This window comes from Marinobacter sp. V032 (assembly GCF_052645435.1).
In genome coordinates, this window is record NZ_JBQXYE010000002.1 from 296173 (window position 1) to 315434 (window position 19262).

Sequence of the window (19262 nt, forward strand, 5' to 3'; positions counted from 1 at the left end):
AAACAGGATAAAACATGTCTGACAAGTTCGATGTCATCGTTATCGGTGCGGGCCCTGGCGGCTATGTCGCTGCCATTAAAGCGGCCCAGCTGGGAATGAAAGTCGCGTGTGTTGAAAACTGGACTTCCAAAGATGGCAAGCAGCAGGTGCTTGGTGGCACCTGTCTGAACGTCGGTTGCATCCCGTCCAAAGCGTTGCTGGAAATTTCCCACAAATTTGAGGAAGCCAGCCACAGCTTCGCCGACCAGGGTATTGAGGTTAAGGATCCGGCGATCAACGTCTCCAAAATGATGGAGCGCAAGGACGGTATCGTTAAGCAGTTGACCGGCGGCATCGCCCAGTTGTTCAAGGCAAACGGCGTCACTTCCATATATGGCCGTGGCCGCCTGCTGGCGAATCGCCAGGTAGAAGTTACTGACAAGGATGACAAGGTCACGACGTACGAAGCTGACAACGTCATTCTCGCTACTGGTTCTGATCCCATTAATATTCCGCCTGCACCGCTGACTGACGGTTTCATTGTTGATTCCGAAGGTGCACTGGAATTTGATGAAGTGCCGAAGCGCGTGGGTGTTATCGGTGCTGGCGTCATTGGTCTTGAGCTGGGCAGTGTCTGGTCCCGGCTTGGATCCGAGGTGACGGTTATTGAAGCGCTTGATACCTTCCTGCCGAACGTGGATCAGCAGTGCGCGAAAGAGGCCCTGAAGCAGTTCAAGAAGCAAGGCCTTGATATCAAACTGAAAGCTCGCGTTACCGGTACCAGCGTCAAGCGTAATCTGGTCACCGTGACTTATGAAGATGCCAAAGGCGAACAGGAACTGAAGGTCGACAAGCTGATCGTTGCCGTCGGTCGTCGCCCCAATACTGACAACCTGCTTGCAGCAGATAGCGGTGTCAACCTGGATGAGCGCGGGTTCATCTTCGTTGATGATTTCTGCCAGACAGATGCTCCGGGCGTTTACGCGATTGGTGATGTGGTTCGTGGGCCTATGTTGGCGCACAAAGCCTCGGAAGAGGGCATTGTTGTGGTCGAGCGTATCGCCGGTCACAAGCCGCAGGTGAACTACGACTGCATTCCCAATGTTATCTACACCCATCCTGAACTGGCTTGGGTAGGTAAAACCGAAGAGCAGCTCAAATCAGAAGGTGAGGCCTATAATGTAGGCACCTTCCCATTTGCTGCGAACGGCCGGGCGATGGCGGCAAACGCTGCTACGGGTATGGTGAAAATCATCGCCGACGAGAAAACAGACCGCATTCTTGGTTTCCATGTGATTGGGCCTCAGGCGTCTGAAATCGTCGCCCAGGGCGTGATTGCAATGGAATTTGGCTCTAGTGCCGAAGATTTGGCGCTGACCTGCTTTGCGCATCCGACGCTGTCCGAGTCGGTTCATGAAGCAGCCCTTGCTGTTGGTGGTGGTGCTATTCATATCGCCAACAAACGCAAGAAAAAATAAGAACAGACAGGCCGGGTTACTCCGGCCTTTTTCGCACAGTACCAAGCGGGACGCAGCGCAGTGTCTCGGGGTCGACATCGACCTTTCATCCGGTGGCCTGAGATATCAGGAATAGTTCGTGGTCTGCAGGAGCTGTTCCGATGTCGTGGCTTTACCGGAAAAGGGTGTATCGAGGTGACCCCTGATGCGCCCGCACAGAATTCGCAGTTTGCGGGTTCACATTCCCAGGGGAGTGACTGCAGGAAGCGCGCCGGGAGCGTGATTTCTGCCGTCAACTTCTGAAATGGTTATCCTCCATATAAGAGTGGGACAACGCTATGAATTTGCACGAATATCAGGGCAAACAGCTATTTGCTGAATACGGCCTGCCAGTTTCCAAAGGTGTGGCGTGCGATACGCCGGCTGAAGCCGTTGCCGCAGCCGCTGAGATCGGCGGTGATCGTTGGGTCGTCAAAGCACAGGTTCACGCTGGTGGCCGTGGTAAAGCTGGCGGCGTAAAGCTGGTTAGCAGCAAAGACGAAATCCGTGAGTTCGCCGAGCATTGGCTGGGCAAGAACCTGGTGACGTACCAGACTGACGAAAAGGGCCAGCCGGTCACCAAGATTCTGGTCGAAGACCTGACTGACATTGACCAGGAGCTTTATCTGGGTGCGGTTGTTGACCGTGGTTCGCGTCGTGTTGTTTTTATGGCATCGACCGAAGGCGGCGTTGATATCGAGACCGTTGCAGAAAAGACGCCAGAAAAGATTCTGAAAGCCGAAATTGACCCGCTGGTTGGCGCTCAGGCCTATCAGGGGCGTGAGCTTGCCTTCAAATTGGGCCTTGAGGGTGACCAGATCAAACAGTTCACCAAGATCTTCCTGGGTCTTGCGAAGCTGTTTGAAGATAAGGATCTGGCGCTGCTCGAAATTAACCCGCTGGTCATTACCGATAAGGGCAACTTGCACTGCCTGGACGCGAAAATTGGCGTTGATGGAAATGCCTTGTATCGCCAGCCACAAATCCGTGAGATGCACGATCCTTCCCAGGAAGATCAGCGCGAAGCGGACGCAGCCAAGTGGGAGCTCAACTACGTTGCTCTTGAAGGTAACATCGGCTGCATGGTCAATGGTGCCGGTCTTGCAATGGGTACCATGGATATCGTCAAGCTCAACGGCGGCCAGCCTGCAAACTTCCTCGACGTTGGCGGCGGGGCAACCAAAGAGCGCGTTACCGAAGCGTTCAAGATCATTCTTTCTGACGACGCGGTTCAGGCGGTTCTGGTCAACATCTTTGGCGGTATTGTGCGCTGCGACATGATCGCAGAGGGCATTATCGGTGCCGTTAAGGAAGTGGGTGTAAAAGTACCGGTTGTTGTTCGCCTTGAAGGTAACAACGCTGAACTGGGTTCCAAGGTACTTGCAGACAGCGGCCTGAACATCATTGCCGCAACCAGTCTTACGGATGCTGCACAGCAAGTCGTAAAAGCCGCGGGGGGTAAATAATGAGCATCCTGATCGACAAGAACACCAAGGTTATCTGCCAGGGCTTTACCGGTGCACAAGGCACTTTCCACTCTGAGCAGGCAATTGAATATGGTACACAGATGGTCGGCGGCGTAAGCCCCGGTAAGGGCGGCACCAAGCACCTTGGTCTGCCTGTATTCAATACCGTGCGTGACGCCGTTGAAACTACCGGTGCAACTGCGACGGTTATCTATGTGCCAGCACCTTTCTGTAAGGATGCCATCATCGAAGCGGCTGATGCCGGCCTCGAACTGATCGTCTGCATCACCGAAGGTATCCCGACCATCGACATGCTGTACGCGAAAGAGTACGTCGATCGTAAAGGCGTGCGGATGATTGGTCCTAACTGCCCAGGTGTTATCACGCCTGACCAGTGCAAGATCGGCATCATGCCGGGGCATATCCACAAGGCCGGTAAAGTTGGCATTGTGTCCCGTTCAGGTACGCTGACTTACGAAGCGGTCAAGCAGACCACTGACTTTGGCTTTGGCCAGTCAACCTGTGTCGGCATCGGTGGTGATCCGATTCCCGGGTCCAGCTTCATCGATATTCTGAAGCTGCTGCAGGACGATCCGGCTACAGAAGCGATCGTGATGATTGGTGAAATCGGTGGTAACGCCGAAGAAGAGGCGGCTGCCTTCATCAAGGAAAACGTCACCAAGCCTGTCGTTTCCTACATCGCCGGTGTTACCGCACCAGCAGGTAAGCGCATGGGTCACGCTGGCGCTATCATCGCGGGCGGCAAGGGCACAGCAGACGACAAGTTTGCAGCTCTGGAAAGCGCGGGTGTTAAAACCGTACGCAGCCTGGCTGATATCGGTGCTGCATTGAAGGAAGTGACTGGCTGGTAAACTAGCCGAATGCACATCCTGAACCCCTGTTCTCTTTCGCTAGAGAACAGGGGTTTTTTCGTTCAAGTAAGACGGTTTTCTAGGACATTGGCCGTTTTCGCGTTAACCTGTCCGGCTCGGCTCATTAGTTTATAATTCCGGGCGACAGTCATGCTTGGAACCGGATGCCTCTCCGACGGCAGGCTGATGTGCGTTCAAAAAATTTCATTAAGGAGTTCATGCTTTGAGTTCTGTAGATCCCCAGCAGCGCGTGCTGTCTGGCATGCGTCCTACCGGTAAACTGCACCTGGGTCACTACCACGGCGTGTTAAAAAACTGGATCAAACTTCAGCATGAATTCGAGTGCTTTTTCTTCATCGCAGACTGGCATGCGCTGACCACTCAGTATGATGACCCCAGTGGTATTGAGGGGAGTGTCTGGGACATGGTCATTGATTGGCTGGCAGCTGGTGTTAATCCCGGCTCTGCTACCATTTTCGTTCAATCGAAAGTGCCAGAGCACGCCGAGCTGAATCTGTTGTTGTCGATGATCACGCCACTGGGCTGGCTCGAGCGTGTGCCGACTTATAAGGATCAGCAAGAGAAACTACGTGAGAAAGACCTCGCAACTTACGGTTTTTTAGGCTATCCGCTACTTCAGAGCGCTGACATTCTTTTATATCGGGCCGGTCGTGTTCCGGTCGGTGCTGATCAGGTTTCCCATATTGAGTTCACCCGCGAGATGGCGCGTCGGTTCAACCATATTTACGGCCGGGAGCCGGGGTTTGAAGAGCAGGCCGAAGCGGCCATTACCAAAATGGGCAAGAAGAACGCCAAGCTCTACCGGGCTTTGAAGAGGCGTTATCAGGAGGAGGGCGATATTGAGTCCCTCGACCGCGCCCGCGCGCTTCTGAAAGAGCAGCAAAATATCTCCATGGGCGACAGCGAACGCCTTTATGGTTACATCGAGGGTGGCGGTAAGGTCATTCTGCCGGAGCCCCAGGCGCTATTAACGCCAGACTCGAAAATGCCAGGGTTGGACGGCCAGAAAATGTCCAAGTCCTATCACAATACGATTGGCCTGCGGGAGGAGCCAGATAGCGTCGCGCAGAAAATTCGTGTGATGCAGACCGATCCCCAGCGGGTGCGCCGGACAGACCCGGGCGAGCCTGAGAAATGCCCGGTATGGGGCCTTCACAAGGTGTACTCGGATGCTGCCACCCAGGAATGGGTTCAGGTCGGCTGCCGTAGCGCTGGCATCGGATGCCTCGATTGCAAGAAGCCGTTGATTGACTCTATTGTTGAGGAGCAGCGCCCGCTGCACGAGCGTGCCCGCGAATACGAAGAGAACCCCGAACTGGTGCGCTCGATAATCGAAGAAGGTTGCGAGCAGGCACGAGACGCTGCACGAGAAACTCTCGAAGAGGTTCGGCAGGCTATGGGTCTTAATTACCGCTGAGTCGGCAGCATGCATGGCAGACGCAAATGGTAGATGAACAGCCCGTTGAAAACGAACCTTCAGCCGAAACCGGTCACGACGATACGGGTCCGGCTGAGACGGCCACTGCGACTGCAGTGGAGAAAGGATCGCTGGCGTTGGTCTCCGGCAAGCCGCTGACGGATATTCCTCAGGATCTGTACATCCCACCTGATGCGCTTGCTGTGTTTCTGGAGGCCTTCGAGGGGCCTCTGGACCTGCTGCTGTACCTGATTCGCCGTCAGAACATGGACATCCTCGAGATTGATGTCAGTGAGATTACCCGCCAATACATGGATTACATTGGGGCGGTCGAGTCGATGCGATTTGAATTGGCGGCCGAGTATTTGGTCATGGCGGCTACACTGGCTGAGATAAAGTCGCGAATGTTGTTGCCGCGCATGACCAACGACGAAGATGAAGAGGTTGATCCCCGGGCCGAGTTGATTCGGCGGCTTCAGCAGTATGAGCGCTTCAAGAAGGCGGCCGAGGACATTGACGCCCTCCCGCGCATGGAGCGGGATACCTTTAGTTGTTCGTCCGTACCACCCAAAATGCAAAGTGGTCAGATACATCCGGATGTCGATCTCAAGGAAATGTTGTTGGCCCTGAGAGGCGTGCTTCAGCGGGCTGATCTGTTTTCCAATCACCAGGTTGAGCGCGAGCGCTTGTCAACGCGAGAGCGGATGTCCCATATATTGGCATCACTGTCAGATGATCGGTTTGTATCCTTTGAGAGCTTGTTCACCATCGAAGAAGGTCGGCTTGGCGTGGTGGTTACCTTTCTGGCAACGCTTGAGCTTGTTAAAGAACAGCTGATAGAGGTTGCTCAGGTTGAAGTCTTGGGGCCGATTCATGTGCGCGCTCGCGCCGTGGTCTAGAATCCTTTAGTGAGATAAATCAGAACGATTGTCATGAATGAAGAGCAGATCCGCCGGGTCCAGAATATTATCGAAGGTGCCTTACTGGCATCCGGGAAGCCGCTGAATCTTGATCAACTTCGAGAGCTGTTTACCGAAGATGATCGTCCTGCGCGTCAGGTGATCGAGCACGCCATCAGCCAGCTGGAGTTGGCGTGCGCGGATCGGAGTTATGAAGTGATTAAAGTGGCCAGTGGCTATCGTCTCCAGATTCGCTCGGAATACGCAGCCTGGGTAGGGCGCTTGTTTGAGGAGAAGCCTCAGCGTTATTCCCGGGCACTGCTTGAAACCCTGGCCCTGATTGCCTATCGCCAGCCCATCACCCGGGGCGAAATTGAAGATATTCGCGGCGTTGCGGTAAGCAGCAATATCATCCGCACGCTGACTGAACGAGAATGGCTGCGTATCGTCGGACATAAAGATGTACCGGGCAGGCCGGCCATGTATGCCACAACCCGTCAGTTTCTCGATTACTTTGGCCTGAAAACGCTTGAGCAGCTGCCGCCGCTTTCTGAAATAAGAGATCTCGAAGAAATCGGTCGGGAGATTGAGCAGAAAATCCAGGCTGAAATCCAGTTTGAACCGTCCTCTGATGCATCCGATACCGACGCGCCAGAGAATGATGTCGATGAATCCATATCCGGAACCCTTCATTAACAGGGAACCGCGTCACCTGAAAGGATATACCCATGGCGCAGAAGCGCGTACCGCGTTCGGCCAAAGCTGATCAATCACGAAATGATGATCAGAAACCTGTCACGCATGACCTGCCACCCGAGCGCTTGCAGAAAGTGTTGTCGCGGACCGGCGTCGGCTCCCGTCGTGAGGTGGAAGCCTGGATCGAAGAAGGGCGGATTACCGTCAACCGGGAAGTGGCTATTCCGGGACAAAAAGTCACGGTCGAGGATGCTATCGCGCTGGATGGCAAGCGCATCAGTATAGAGTCGGCCCAGTCCCCGGTAAGGCGTGTACTGATGTACAACAAGCCGGAAGGCGAGGTGACGACCCGCAAGGACCCGGAAGGCCGTCCGACGGTCTTTGATCGGCTGCCTAAATTGCGTGATCAGCGCTGGATAGCGATCGGACGGCTCGACATCAACACCACAGGTTTGATGTTGTTTACGACCGATGGCGAGTTGGCTAATCGATTGATGCATCCTTCTTATCAGGTGGATCGGGAGTATGCGGTCAGGGTGTTTGGTCAGGTTGATGACGCAATGCTGCAGCGTTTGCTTACAGGTGTTCTTCTTGATGACGGCATGGCGAAGTTTTCTGATATATCGGCTGCAGGCGGTGCGGGTATTAATAAGTGGTATCACGTGACATTGTTTGAAGGTCGCAACCGTGAGGTGAGGCGGTTGTGGGAATCGCAGGACGTGAAAGTCAGTCGCCTGAAGCGCGTTCGTTTTGGTCCAGCTTTCCTGCCAAGTCGCCTGAGTGTCGGGCGTTGGGACGAGATGGAGCAGAAAGAAATCGACGCTCTCAGCAAAATGGTTGGGCTCGAGCCTCTGGCGATCCCGGCTAAAACACCCGATGAGCAGGCCGCGCAGCGCAGACAGCAGGGTAAACGGCCTAACAAGGGTTCAGGTGCTGGTGGATTCCGCAAAGGCAGTGTGTCCACCCGGCCTCTTGGGAAGTCGTCGCGTAAAGATGGGGGGGGTTCCGAGCGCTCTGACAAGGCGCCAAAAAACAGGCGCTAGTTCGTGAGCCCTTTAGGGCGCGTGATCGCTTAAAGGCGGTATGAATCTGGCCCGAAATACCTCAGCGTATTTCGGGCTTTGTTTTTGTGCTCAGGAACGGCGCCCACCTCTGATAGGGGTGACGTCCGAATCCAGCCCGGGAAGCGCTTGCCGGGTGCAGTTCCTGCCTTCATTCTTGGCGTTGTAGAGCGCTTTGTCTGCCCTGCAGAACCAGGGGTCTGCGGGTTCGCCTGTTGCTCGTATTGCAACACCGGCACTCGAGGTTACTTTCGCTTTTCCGCTCGCTGTTTCAATGCTGATTGTTTCAATTGTCTTGCGGATTCGGTCGGCAACGACGATCGCTTCTTTTGAATTTACCCGTGGCAGTATGATGGCGAACTCTTCACCGCCAATCCGGTAAACCAGATCGCTGGTACGGGTCGCATCCTGGAGGCTAAGTGCTACTGCTCGCAGAATGTCGTCCCCCGCTTTGTGGCCGAAGGTGTCGTTAATCGATTTGAAATGATCAAGGTCACACAGGATCAAGGCACAGCTATCACCGTGACGGTTGCCAAGAGAGGCCTCCCGCTCCAGTGCGTCCTCGAATGCTCGTTTGTTCGGGATACCCGTCACCACGTCCGTTAATGCGGCCCGCTGTACAGTCTCAAACCGGATGGCATTGCGGATCGGATGAATAGCGATGCTCAGCAGCTGTTCGATGAATCGCAGTTCCTGCTCAGCAAACCGGTGGCGGCGAAAGATGCGAAGGTCGCCGTAACACGCACCCTCAAGGTTGAGGCGGTATTCGCAACGATGGTTGCCACCCTTGCCAATACTGATATGAATGGGCATGCCTTCAACTGTATGGTTATAAACGACACGATCAAACGCAACGTGAGGCAGCATCTCTTCAGCGAAAATTGCCAGCAATGTTCTCAGGTCCAGTGTTGTCGCCATTTTTCGGCTGACTTGCGTGAAAACGTCAGAGTCGGCCTGCCACTGGGCACTGATGCGCTCAAGATCGGCGAGGGCCTGCTCGCGTTTTAGCTGACTGGTGAGTTGTGTTGGATTGGACGGCATACAGCGTGCTCCCATGGATATATTGAGGAAAAAGCAAGCTTCGTGCCCATGTCTAAAAGTGTATTTTAAACAAATGCTTATTTTATATTCTGGCTCGTTTTAAGGCGAATAATAAGAGGCTCGACAATTTAATGACGCCTGCTTGCGGCAAGCTGTCGCCACCGTGATGCAATAAGGACACAATAGGTTCCGTTGTTGAAGTGGCGCAAAATGCCACAGATCCCGAGACCCGATATCGATTTAGTGACTATTGTTAAATATGCGGACGGCCTTTAGTGAGCCGACATGTTCTGGTTTGTCTCTTCAGGAGCGAAACGCAACGAATGATCAGTCGTATTGTGTGTGCAATTATCGCGACGCTTTGGGTCTCTTTGGCTTTCTCGGACGAACTCAAGCCATTGGATATCTCTGTGGGCGACTGGCCTCCATTTTTCGACCAGACACGGCCGCATAACGGGCCGATTGCCCACCTGATAAGCGATGTTTTTGCTGAAGAAGGCTATCGCGTCCGTTTTCATTTTCTGCCGTGGAACAGAGCTTACCGTGAGGCTGCTTTGGGAAAGCAGGATGCAACCGCTGTATGGATGTATAAGTCGGAAAGAGAGAGGGAGTTTTTGTTCAGTGATCCGGTGCTGAATGAGACGTTTGTATTCTTTTACCGGAAAAACAAGGGGTTCAACTGGAGCACGCTTGAAGATCTTCGAGGGCTCACGCTCGGCGGCGGTATGGGGTACAGCTATGGCCCTGCTTTTGATGATGCGCTGGCGCGTGGTGTCTTCAAAATGGAACGAATGTCGCGCAACCGGCAAAATTTCAAGCGTTTGCTGATAGGACGAATTGATTTGTTTCCTGAAGAGATTAGCGTTGGCTATGAAGTAATGGCTCGGGAGCTTGCCCCTGAAGAAGTATCGCAGATCACCCATCACCCGAAACCGTTTTTGGAAAACAAGAGTTTTGTGATGTTCCCGAAGGTCAACAAAGACAGCAAGATGCTTCGTGAAAAGTTTAATAGACGGCTACAAGCGTTTCGGCAATCCGGTCGTTACAGTACTTACCTGCCATCGCCTGGCCCGTGATCGCAGAGATGGTTATGAAATAACCGGGAATGAACCTGTCGGTTAGTCTGTTAGTTTTGTCGTCATGTTTGTGACAAACGGGTATCCTCCTGCAATCTCAACAACTGGTAATGCGCCTGTCATCGTCTGACCTCAGACTGTACGCATCGTTGTGTGCAGGTCGATGTCAGGAAATTTATCACCGTTGTGCTTTTATCTTCTCGCTGATGGCGGCGCTCAAGGCGAGAAAGGGGTGTGAAACGTGGCGCATGGAAAGGCGCTCGAAAATAGCGCATCGGCGCGAAAGCCCGATCGTTTATAATGCGGAACGCCAACTTAACCGTAACCTCACGGCGGCGTGATATCCGATATTATCCTCGTACTTTCTGTGCTGGCTGAAACGGGACCCGTTCTATAACATTCGGCCCCAGTTTTGCATAGTGAGTTCATAGTTCTCTACTGCAACAGTCACAGCGCCGCGCGGGTCAGGAATCATCCAGGTTCCATCTGTGACGGGGCGGCTGATCTGCCGGGAACTTTCATGCTTCGACAAGGGATGGACTGGTATGAAGATGAATGGGCGTCTATTGGCATCAAGCCTGACACTATTCTTGGTGTTTTTTTCCAACATGGTTTTTGCTGCGGCTTCCGAAGCTTACAAGCTGGGAACCGGAGACAGGGTCAAGGTCATGGTGTATGGCCAGGAAGATCTCACCACAGAAGCTGAAGTCGCCGGCGATGGTACGATTACCATGCCGCTGGTTGGTCGTGTCGAAATTCGGGGGATGTCCCCTCAGGACGCGGGCGATCTGATTGGCCGGCAACTGGAGCAACGGGGCTACCTCAAACGGGCCCACGTCAATCTGCTTATTGAGCAATACCGCAGCAATACGGTTTCGATTCTGGGTCAGGTCAACCATCCCGGGCGTATCGCGCTGGAAGGGCCAACCTCTCTGACCGAGGCTCTGGCACTGGCTGGAGGCATCAACGACACCGGTAGCGAACGCATTATTCTCGTTAATATCGACGATGAAGGTCGCCAGTCGCGTAAGGAGTTTAATCTCCGTGAGCTGCTGGACAGCAGTGCTGAGGGCCGTTCGCCGGTTACGCTAGGAAAAGGTGATACAGTGTACATACCCCGTGCGGACCAGTTCTATGTGTATGGACAGGTTCAAAAGCCGGGAACCTATGCGCTGGATCGTCCCCTTAACGTGATGCAGGCATTGTCGGTAAGCGGTGGTTTTAACCCCAGCGCCAGTTCAAGTGGTTTGATTATCTATCGCCAGCAGCCTGATGGCGAAGTCGAAGAGCTGGAAGCGCGCTTCGAAGATCGTATCGAAGATGGCGATGTGTTGTTCGTCAAAGAAAGCCTGTTTTAACGGAGGGACCCGTCAGTGAGCCTGGAAAGTTTCTTTAAGATACTTAGAGCGCGATGGCTGTTGATTGCGGGTCTTACGGTATTTTGTATTGTTGCAACCCTGGTGGTTTCAATGAGCTTACCGAAGACCTACACCGCAACAACCGAGCTTATAGTGGATGGCAAGCCTCAGGATCTGCTCAGTGGGCAGGTGCTGCCTGCGCGCGCAGGCTACATCGCGACCCAGGTTGACGTGATCCAGAGCCGTAAGGTTGCTTCGAAAGTGTATGAGCTTCTGCCGCCGGACATGCGCAAGCTGGCAGATCAGCGCGCAGCGGACGACGCCAGTGATGGTGAGGTCGATCCGGAAAAGTGGGTCGTCCAGACCCTTCGGCGCAATATGGTCGCCACGCCCGGACGCAACAGCAACGTGCTGAGCGTCAGCGTCAGCGAGGAAAACTCCGAACTGGCAGCGGGCCTGGCGAACGCAGTTTCCGAAGCCTACGTGCGCACGAATCTTGAGCTGCGCACAGATCCCGCACGCCGATTCTCCCAATGGTATGACGAGCAGATGACGGTGTTGCGGGATAACCTGCGAGAAGCGCGTACACGGTTGACTGATTATCAGCAGAGTCACGGGATTGTCGCGGCTGACCAGAAACTTGATGTTGAAACGTCAAAGCTTCGCGAGTTGTCCTCAATGTTGGTAGCGGCTCAGGGTGACCGGTTGCAGGATGATGTACGCCAGGTACAGGACAAGCAGGCAAGTGCTCAGGTTCTGGGTAATCCGGTCGTGCAGAAGCTGCGATCAGATCTTGCGCAGGCCGAAGCCACGCTGAGCGATGCGTCAACCCGTTATGGGCGGAATCACCCTGAATACAAGAAAGCCGAGGCGGAAGTGCAATCGCTCAAGTCTCAACTTTCTCAGGAAACCCGGGTTGTGGGAAGCAGTCTCCAGTCAACGGCCGCTCAATCTGCCAAGCGCGAGTCTGAACTCAGGGATGCGGTTGCCGAGCAAAAGGAAAAAGTGCTCAAACTTAATGCTCAGCGCGATGAGCTTGATCTCTTGAAACAAGAGGTCGATGCGGCGCAAGAGGCGTACAACACTGCCTCTGGACGGGCCTCTGCCAGCAGGCTTGAAAGCCGGCTTTCACAAACAGACGTGGCCGTTCTTAACGATGCAGTGGCACCGACCTTGCCGTCTGCGCCAGACGTACGGCTTAATCTCGTTATCGCAGCGGCATTGGGCATTATGCTGGGCATCGGGTTGTCGCTATTGCTCGAGCTGACTCATCGCAGGGTCAGGAGCCGAGCGGAAGTCGAAGAGTATCTTGGAGTTCCGGTACTGGCTTATTTGCCCAGTGACCGGAGACGTTGGTTCGGAAAGGAAAGGAGTCCTGTATGACAGAACTGGCGCCGAAGTTGGATATTGAGGTTTCTGAAATTCTGACCAAAGTAGGTCAGATGGGGCGCGTATTGGTCGAAAGTGGCAAGATCAAGCCACACGATCTCGAGCGTGTCATCCGTTTCCAGAAGTCGCGTGGTTTGCGCTTCGGGGAAGCGGCTATCAGCCTCGGCCTGGTCACACAGGAAGATGTAAAGGCGGCCTTGGCCCAGCAGTTTTCCTATTCGGTTGCACCCTTGTCGAACAGCCAGCTGTCACCTTCGTTGACGGCGGCTTTTTATCCTCAAAGCCGCCGCATGGAAGCGCTGCGCGGGTTGCGTAGCGAGTTGATGCTGCGTTACTTCGATGATCCGGCCCAGCGGGTTTTGCCGATTGTTGGCGTTGACCGTGAAGCGGCGTCAGGCGAACTCGTAGCGAATCTGGCCATCGTCTTTTCCCAGTTGGGTGCCAATACGCTGCTGATTGACGGCAACTTGCGCCAACCATCGCTGCATCGCCTGTTCGCACTGCCGGATGGGCAGGGGCTGTCGGATGTGCTGGCGGGCCGCGCGGCACCGGCTCCCAAGTTATGCGCGCCTTTGCAGTCACTGTGGCTGCTCAATGGAGGCACGGTCGCACCAAATCCGCAGGAACTGCTCTCACACCGTCGTTATCGCACGCTGATGACAACGCTTGCCAATAACTTTGATGTGGTGCTCGTTCACACGCCACCACTGAAAGAGAATCGCGATGCCCAGCTTATTGCAGCAAGGGCGGGAGCGGCACTCATGGTGGCGAAAGAAAATGTGACACCACTGAAGTCGCTCGAAGCGGCTAGCCGACATCTTCAGGAGGTCGGTGTCAGTTTGATGGGTGTTGCGCTATCCCAGTAAGTGGTAGCGATGGATACAACTATCGTCGATGGGCACTCAGCCATGGCTGAGGCTTCGTCGTTTCGGGCCAGGGATGCCATGCAGCTTCAATCTGTTCAGATTACATGGAACCAGCAGCGTCTCGCGATGCTGCTGGTTGTGGCGACGGTTTGCTATCAGGCTCTTCTTTGCCTGATTCATACCCACGTTTTTGGCGTGTCCAGAGCACTGGTTGGCGTGACAGAGTTCGCCATCATGCTTGGCTGTTTGCCCCTGCTTTTACCCCGTCTTCTCCCCAAGGTCGTGATGGTAGCTGCGCTCGCAGGTGCGATGCTTTGCCTGCTTGCGCTGGTCCGCGGGCAACTGGATATCAAGGGGTTCCGGGATCTGCTGATTCCGATCTGGTTTTATTGGCTTGGGCGCAATCTCGGTAATCCGGATCTGGCCGATAAAACGCTTAGAGTCGCGATTCTGGTGGTGGCGTCATTCGGCTTGTTTGAGTTGTTTGCGCTTGATACCTATACCGATGTATTCAATATTTTTTCGTACTACGTGGGTATCGGAAACCTTCAGCCGATTACGGATTATGTTCGCGAAAGCAAACTTCAGATGAACGGTATCCGGCCGGAAGATATGGGGCGAACCCTATTGCCCTGGCTGCTGGACAACCACCGTGTATCGTCCGTATTTCTTGAGCCCGTCTCCCTGGGCAACTTCGCCACCATCGTGGCAGCCTGGGGATTGTCCAAGGATTGGGCTGATCGCAAGGCGATGTTCTTCTTTGTTGGTGCTGCGGCTTTTCTGATTGTCCTGGCTGACTCGCGCTTTGCACTGGTGTCTGTCGGCGTACTGGTCTTTGCACGAATCGCCTTCAGGGGCAGGGCGTTGTTTCTGCCTGCGCTGATGCCATTTGTCATCCTGGGTGGCCTCGTCGCCATGGGGCTCTTCCTCGATATCCGCTATTCAGACAGTTATGTAGGCCGACTGATGAGTAGCGCGTCATCGCTACTCGAATTCGATTCCGCGATCTTACTAGGTTATGACCGGGATGCCTGGTTTCCTGACCAGGGCTATGCCTATGTGTTGTCGACGTTTGGTCTGGTTCTCGCTGTCGCTCTGTGGTTCGCATACTGGCTGATAAAGATGCCGAACGACGAAGCGAACCGGTTCAGGTGTTTTGTGGGTATTTATATCGCATTGATTCTTTGCATCAGTGGCACGTCTTTATTTGCGCTGAAAAGCGCCGGGGTGCTCTGGTTCCTGCTTGGTAGTGCGCTTCGAGACCCGATGACCATTTCAGCCAGGCATAAGCGGAAGTCGCCTGTAAGACCGGCAGGTATAAATGTAACAAGTATTGCACCCGCAGGCGGTCGGCCTGAACGCGGTCCAATGCCAGGGAAGGAGGTGAGTATATGACCATTCGCGTTGCCCACGTGGTCCGCCAGTACCATCCGTCGATCGGTGGTATGGAAGAGGTGGTCCGCAATATTGCTGCCAGCCAGCTTCAAAAAACGGGCCAGGAGGCGCGGGTCATTACGCTTAACCGTCTGTTTCGAAATGACAGCGATCTGTTGCCCCAGGAGGAAATGGTTGAAGGTGTGCCGGTAGTCCGGCTGCCATATTCGGGATCCAGCCGTTATCCGCTTTGTCCGCAGGTGCTGGGTGAGATCAAACAGGCTGATCTGGTTCATGTTCATGGCGTGGATTTTTTCTACGACTTTCTCGCCTTGACCAAGCCTATCCACCGTCGGCCCCTGATGCTGTCCACACATGGTGGCTTTTTCCACACCGAATTTGCGAGTCGGCTTAAGGAAACCTGGTTCAAGACGATTACCCGGGCGTCTTCATCCGCTTACGAAAAAATTATCGCGACTAGCGAGAATGACGGGGCGAAGTTTGGGGAGATCATCCGTCCTGCAAGGCTTGAGGTGATTGAGAACGGCGTTAACACAACCAAGTACTCAAACTGCGGATCCGCGCAATTGAACCGCACGCTGATTTACTTTGGACGCTGGTCGAGCAACAAGGGGCTTATCGAAGCGCTTGATGTTATGGCGCAGTTGGTTGCGGAAGATCCTGAATGGCGGCTGATCATTACCGGAAGGGAATATGACTTCACGGCAGCGGACTTGGATGCAGAACTGTCTGCCCGCAAACTGAATAATCATGTCAGGCTCGAGCCGGGGCCATCGGATGAGCGTTTGAGATTACTGATCAGCGAAGCAAGTTATTTTCTGTGCCTGTCCCGTCATGAAGGGTTTGGCTTGGCCGCCATCGAAGCGATGAGCGCAGGGCTCACGCCTGTGCTTAGTGATATTCCGCCGTTTCGTAAACTGATAGATGAATCCGGATTGGGTGTCATGGCGTCGGCGAATGAACCGAAGGCGTTCGCGCGTCAGATTCAGGCGTTGCATGCGCAGGGCAATGACGCTCACGTTGAGCGCCGCGACAAGGCGATGGCATTTGCTGAAAGGTATAGCTGGACCCGTATTGCCGAACGCTATTCAAATGTATACGAGCAGCTAGGAGGCAGCTCATGAAAAAGTTTGGATCACACCTGTTTCCGCGCCTATTTCTCTCGGCGGTACTTGGGATGACGTCCTCCTGGGCCTGGGCTGACTGTTTTTCAGATGCTCCCTTGAGAGGGGTCAATATGGCCGGTGCCGAGTTCAACAGCAAGACGCTGCCGGGGGTGATGTACAAAAATTACACTTACCCCAAGGATGAAGAACTCGATTATTTTGCTGACAAGGGGGCGACGGTCATTCGCCTGCCAGTGCGCTGGGAGCGCCTTCAGCATGAGCTTGGTGGCGAACTGGAAAGCGAAGAAGTGGGCGCTATCAAAAAGGTACTCGCCCACGCAGAGGAGCGCGATCTTTGCCTGATAGTGGACCTGCATAACTACGGCGCTTATAACGGCGACACTATAGATTCGCCCGAAGTCGGTATGTCGGCCTTTATATCGTTCTGGAAATCTTTGGCCAAAGCATTGGGTGATTCGGACAACCTTGCATTTGGTCTGATGAACGAGCCTTTTAAACTCGATATTCCGGTTTGGGGCAACATTGCGAAAAAGACCCTGAGCGATTTGCGCGAAGCCAACGTCAAAAATCTGATATTTGTCGCCGGAGGTCGCTGGAGCGGCTTGCATGAATGGTTTAAAAGCTACGACGGCGCGAGTAATGCAGAAGTATTTGATGACTTGCGGGATCCACTGGACCGAACTGTCATCGAAGTACATCAGTATGCCGATAGCGATTATTCCGGTACCCACGAAGAATGCAAGGCACCGGATGATTTTAACGGCATGTTCGATCGCATAAGCGACTGGGCCAAACAAAACGGACAACACTTGTTCGCCGGTGAGTTCGGTGTGCCGCCGACGGGCGAATGCCTCCAAACCTTGAATAGAATGCTCTCGCTCATGACGGACAGCGAGTCCTGGCGTGGTTGGTCATATTGGGCTGCTGGCGGATGGTGGGGAGGCTACACCATGTCGGTGCATCCTCAGGATGGGCAGGACAAGCCCCAGATGTCGGTTTTGGAACCTTATCTGCAAGGTATCTCGTGCAAGGGCGGCAACTGCCCGGGCGCGCCACGGAATGTGCGGGTAGACGATTGATGCCGGGCATACAAGGAACGCAACAGGGAGTAAACGTCACCATGCAGGCAACCGCGACAAGCCAGGAAACTGAACAGCCGAAGGCTGCCCCGGTAACACCCGTTATCGGAAAAGGCCTGAAGTATGTGGTGCTTTCCGCACATGATTATCGCTCGCCTCGAAAGGCCAATATTCACTTTATTACTGAACAGCTTGCCCAGCGGGGAGAGGCGCGTTTTTTCTCGCTTCGGTACAGTTTTCTGTCCCGTTATACCAATGATCCAAGATTGTCGCTGGATGCCCGGGCAAACAAGATCGAAACTCACAATGGCGTGCAATGTTATTTGTGGAAAACGGCTATACATCCATTTAATACACGCAAGCCGTTCCTTCGTCTTGGCGAAGACGTGCTGTTCAAACTCTACGTCGCGTCAGCCAGTCGAGTGCTGAAAGACTGGTTAGCCAGCGCTGACGTTGTATTGTTTGAGAGTGGTGTGGCACCTATTTTTTTCGATCTCCTGAAAAAGCTGAATCCTGATGCCAAAACCATTTATATCGCGTCGGACGACCTCGAGACGATTAACGTGGCTGAGTTCGTCAAGCAGACATTTCAACGGATAGCGCCTTCAATGACGTCCATTCGGTTGCCATCCAAAGCGTTGGCCAACGAGCTGCCTTCTACCCGCAATGCCTACTTTATTCCGCACGGTATCAATCACGGGCTCGCCGGAACCGGTGATCCGTCACCTTACGGTGAGGGTGTCCATGCGGTGTCGGTGGGCTCCATGCTGTTTGACGCCGATTTCTTTATCGAAGCTTCTCGTCGCTTTCCCGAGGTCCATTTCCATATCATTGGATGTGGTCAGCCGCCTCATCCGGAGTACGGTGACAACGTCACCGTATACGGTGAAATGCCCCATGACGAAACCGTGCGCTATATCAAGCACGCCCGTTTCGGAATAGCCCCTTACCGTTCTGAGAGTGTGCCGCCATACCTCGCGGATACTTCAATGAAGCTGATTCAATACGATTTTCTGGGGCTGCCAGCTGTTTGTCCGGCCGCGGTTACTGGCGACTACAGTTCCAGGTTCGCCTACGAACCTGGCAATCCGGAGTCGATTGAAGCTGCAATCAACAAGGCGCTTGAGGCACCTCATGAATCATCCCGTCGCCATCTCAACTGGAGTGAGGTCACCGATCGGGTATTGGCACCCAGTGAATTTGATGACACACGGATGGGCATATGAGCAGCGAACAACATTTCTCGCCATCATCTGATGTGCTGCCCCTGGCAGGCTACCCGGTACAGTGTATGCGCACCGGCTCACTCGCCGATCGCTTGCTGGCGGACCACAAGGCAGGGCAGCAGCGGGTCCTGTTTTTTGTGAATACCAACTTTGTGGTCCAGTGTGAGAGCCTGAAACCCGCGCTTCGTCATCCTGATGTCATCTTGGTTAACGACGGAATTGGTATGGATATCGGTGGCATGCTGATTCATCGTCGCCGCTTTCCGGAAAACCTGAACGGTACCGACTTCGTACCCTATCTGCTTAAAGAGCCGCTAAGACGTGGTGCCCCGTCACAAAGAGTCTTCCTGCTTGGTGCAGGGCCAGGCATTGCCAAGCGGGCCGCTGGTGCGCTTGAGGCAGAAGGCATTGTCGTTGCGGGGCATCGTGACGGGTTCAGTGAAATGGCAGACACTGATGCTGTCATCGCTGACGTTAACCAGTCAGCAGCTGACGTGGTGCTGGTTGCGATGGGCAACCCCCGGCAGGAAAACTGGATCCTGCAGAACCGGGCCCGCCTGAATTGCTCAACGTTGATCGGAGTGGGGGCATTGTTTGATTTTATGGCCGGTGATAAGCCGAGAGCCCCCGCGATCGTTCAACGACTCAAGCTTGAGTGGCTATATCGATTGAGCCTGGAACCAAGGCGTTTAATGAAGCGCTATACCGTCGACATCGTCCGTTTTCTTGTGCGTTGTATGAAAGCGGGAAAAGAGTGCGCCGCCTATCGTTATCAGCAGCCGGGTCAGGTGGATTAGT

The 19262-nt window shown here is 54.1% G+C and carries 17 protein-coding genes; 16 read left to right on the top strand and 1 reads right to left on the bottom strand.

Annotated features, from left to right (window positions below):
* Positions 1–14: 14 nt before the first annotated feature.
* From lpdA to rluB, 7 genes are all read left to right on the top strand, one after another.
* Positions 15–1457: a dihydrolipoyl dehydrogenase gene (gene lpdA, locus ACUN9X_RS12930; protein ID WP_260037640.1), complete on the top strand. Its 1443-nt coding sequence runs from the start codon at positions 15–17 to the stop codon at positions 1455–1457.
* Between the two features lie 317 nt (positions 1458–1774).
* The gene (gene sucC / locus ACUN9X_RS12935; protein ID WP_260037638.1) at positions 1775–2941 is read left to right on the top strand and encodes an ADP-forming succinate--CoA ligase subunit beta; all 1167 of its coding nucleotides are present in this window, start codon (positions 1775–1777) and stop codon (positions 2939–2941) included.
* Positions 2941–3813, top strand: coding sequence for a succinate--CoA ligase subunit alpha (sucD, locus tag ACUN9X_RS12940; RefSeq protein WP_445473347.1), 873 nt, complete (start codon positions 2941–2943; stop codon positions 3811–3813). The genes sucC and sucD overlap by 1 nt, the downstream gene beginning before the upstream one ends.
* Positions 3814–4036: 223 nt before the next feature.
* Positions 4037–5251, top strand: coding sequence for a tryptophan--tRNA ligase (locus ACUN9X_RS12945; RefSeq protein ID WP_260037635.1), 1215 nt, complete (start codon positions 4037–4039; stop codon positions 5249–5251).
* A gap of 26 nt (positions 5252–5277) precedes the next feature.
* A complete protein-coding gene (locus ACUN9X_RS12950) occupies positions 5278–6150 on the top strand; it encodes a segregation and condensation protein A (RefSeq protein ID WP_445473348.1) in 873 nt (290 codons plus the stop codon).
* A gap of 33 nt (positions 6151–6183) precedes the next feature.
* Positions 6184–6846 carry an SMC-Scp complex subunit ScpB gene (scpB, locus tag ACUN9X_RS12955; protein ID WP_260037632.1) on the top strand — a complete coding sequence of 221 codons (663 nt, stop codon included), beginning with the start codon at positions 6184–6186 and terminating at the stop codon, positions 6844–6846.
* A gap of 32 nt (positions 6847–6878) precedes the next feature.
* Positions 6879–7889, top strand: coding sequence for a 23S rRNA pseudouridine(2605) synthase RluB (rluB, locus tag ACUN9X_RS12960; RefSeq protein WP_445473349.1), 1011 nt, complete (start codon positions 6879–6881; stop codon positions 7887–7889).
* Between the two features lie 90 nt (positions 7890–7979).
* Here rluB and ACUN9X_RS12965 read toward each other — a convergent pair whose 3' ends face one another.
* Positions 7980–8948 (bottom strand): GGDEF domain-containing protein, encoded by a 969-nt coding sequence (locus tag ACUN9X_RS12965; RefSeq protein WP_260037628.1) that lies wholly within the window; start codon positions 8946–8948, stop codon positions 7980–7982.
* Between the two features lie 323 nt (positions 8949–9271).
* Here ACUN9X_RS12965 and ACUN9X_RS12970 point away from each other — a divergent pair, with 323 nt between their 5' ends.
* The 9 genes from ACUN9X_RS12970 to ACUN9X_RS13010 all read left to right on the top strand — a co-directional run bounded on the left by ACUN9X_RS12970 (position 9272) and on the right by ACUN9X_RS13010 (position 19261).
* Positions 9272–10024 carry a substrate-binding periplasmic protein gene (locus tag ACUN9X_RS12970; protein WP_260037626.1) on the top strand — a complete coding sequence of 251 codons (753 nt, stop codon included), beginning with the start codon at positions 9272–9274 and terminating at the stop codon, positions 10022–10024.
* Between the two features lie 545 nt (positions 10025–10569).
* Positions 10570–11382: a polysaccharide biosynthesis/export family protein gene (locus ACUN9X_RS12975; RefSeq protein WP_260037624.1), complete on the top strand. Its 813-nt coding sequence runs from the start codon at positions 10570–10572 to the stop codon at positions 11380–11382.
* A 15-nt stretch (positions 11383–11397) separates the two neighbouring features.
* Complete coding sequence (epsF, locus tag ACUN9X_RS12980) at positions 11398–12765, top strand: chain length determinant protein EpsF (protein WP_445473350.1); 1368 nt, start codon at positions 11398–11400, stop codon at positions 12763–12765.
* Complete coding sequence (locus tag ACUN9X_RS12985; RefSeq protein WP_445473351.1) at positions 12762–13637, top strand: polysaccharide biosynthesis tyrosine autokinase; 876 nt, start codon at positions 12762–12764, stop codon at positions 13635–13637. Before epsF ends, ACUN9X_RS12985 begins: the two co-directional genes overlap by 4 nt.
* Before the next feature lie 9 nt (positions 13638–13646).
* Positions 13647–15032, top strand: coding sequence for a polysaccharide biosynthesis protein GumE (locus tag ACUN9X_RS12990; RefSeq protein WP_445473352.1), 1386 nt, complete (start codon positions 13647–13649; stop codon positions 15030–15032).
* Positions 15029–16156, top strand: a complete 1128-nt coding sequence (locus ACUN9X_RS12995) for a glycosyltransferase family 4 protein (RefSeq protein ID WP_445473353.1) — start codon at positions 15029–15031, stop codon at positions 16154–16156. The genes ACUN9X_RS12990 and ACUN9X_RS12995 overlap by 4 nt, the downstream gene beginning before the upstream one ends.
* A complete protein-coding gene (locus ACUN9X_RS13000) occupies positions 16153–17238 on the top strand; it encodes a glycoside hydrolase family 5 protein (protein ID WP_445473354.1) in 1086 nt (361 codons plus the stop codon). The genes ACUN9X_RS12995 and ACUN9X_RS13000 overlap by 4 nt, the downstream gene beginning before the upstream one ends.
* 41 nt (positions 17239–17279) lie before the next feature.
* Positions 17280–18464: a GumK N-terminal domain-containing glycosyltransferase gene (locus tag ACUN9X_RS13005; RefSeq protein ID WP_445473355.1), complete on the top strand. Its 1185-nt coding sequence runs from the start codon at positions 17280–17282 to the stop codon at positions 18462–18464.
* Positions 18461–19261, top strand: coding sequence for a WecB/TagA/CpsF family glycosyltransferase (locus ACUN9X_RS13010; RefSeq protein WP_445473356.1), 801 nt, complete (start codon positions 18461–18463; stop codon positions 19259–19261). Before ACUN9X_RS13005 ends, ACUN9X_RS13010 begins: the two co-directional genes overlap by 4 nt.
* The last annotated feature ends 1 nt before the right edge of the window (position 19262 follow it).

Bases quoted from the DNA above. Each gene is read 5' to 3' on its own strand.
- lpdA (WP_260037640.1), top strand. From the start codon at position 15: ATGTCTGACAAGTTCGATGTCATCGTTATCGGTGCGGGCCCTGGCGGC.
- sucC (WP_260037638.1), top strand. From the start codon at position 1,775: ATGAATTTGCACGAATATCAGGGCAAACAGCTATTTGCTGAATACGGC.
- sucD (WP_445473347.1), top strand. From the start codon at position 2,941: ATGAGCATCCTGATCGACAAGAACACCAAGGTTATCTGCCAGGGCTTT.
- ACUN9X_RS12950 (WP_445473348.1), top strand. From the start codon at position 5,278: ATGGTAGATGAACAGCCCGTTGAAAACGAACCTTCAGCCGAAACCGGT.
- scpB (WP_260037632.1), top strand. From the start codon at position 6,184: ATGAATGAAGAGCAGATCCGCCGGGTCCAGAATATTATCGAAGGTGCC.
- rluB (WP_445473349.1), top strand. From the start codon at position 6,879: ATGGCGCAGAAGCGCGTACCGCGTTCGGCCAAAGCTGATCAATCACGA.
- ACUN9X_RS12965 (WP_260037628.1), bottom strand. From the start codon at position 8,948: ATGCCGTCCAATCCAACACAACTCACCAGTCAGCTAAAACGCGAGCAG.
- ACUN9X_RS12970 (WP_260037626.1), top strand. From the start codon at position 9,272: ATGATCAGTCGTATTGTGTGTGCAATTATCGCGACGCTTTGGGTCTCT.
- ACUN9X_RS12975 (WP_260037624.1), top strand. From the start codon at position 10,570: ATGAAGATGAATGGGCGTCTATTGGCATCAAGCCTGACACTATTCTTG.
- ACUN9X_RS12985 (WP_445473351.1), top strand. From the start codon at position 12,762: ATGACAGAACTGGCGCCGAAGTTGGATATTGAGGTTTCTGAAATTCTG.
- ACUN9X_RS12990 (WP_445473352.1), top strand. From the start codon at position 13,647: ATGGATACAACTATCGTCGATGGGCACTCAGCCATGGCTGAGGCTTCG.
- ACUN9X_RS12995 (WP_445473353.1), top strand. From the start codon at position 15,029: ATGACCATTCGCGTTGCCCACGTGGTCCGCCAGTACCATCCGTCGATC.
- ACUN9X_RS13000 (WP_445473354.1), top strand. From the start codon at position 16,153: ATGAAAAAGTTTGGATCACACCTGTTTCCGCGCCTATTTCTCTCGGCG.
- ACUN9X_RS13005 (WP_445473355.1), top strand. From the start codon at position 17,280: ATGCAGGCAACCGCGACAAGCCAGGAAACTGAACAGCCGAAGGCTGCC.
- ACUN9X_RS13010 (WP_445473356.1), top strand. From the start codon at position 18,461: ATGAGCAGCGAACAACATTTCTCGCCATCATCTGATGTGCTGCCCCTG.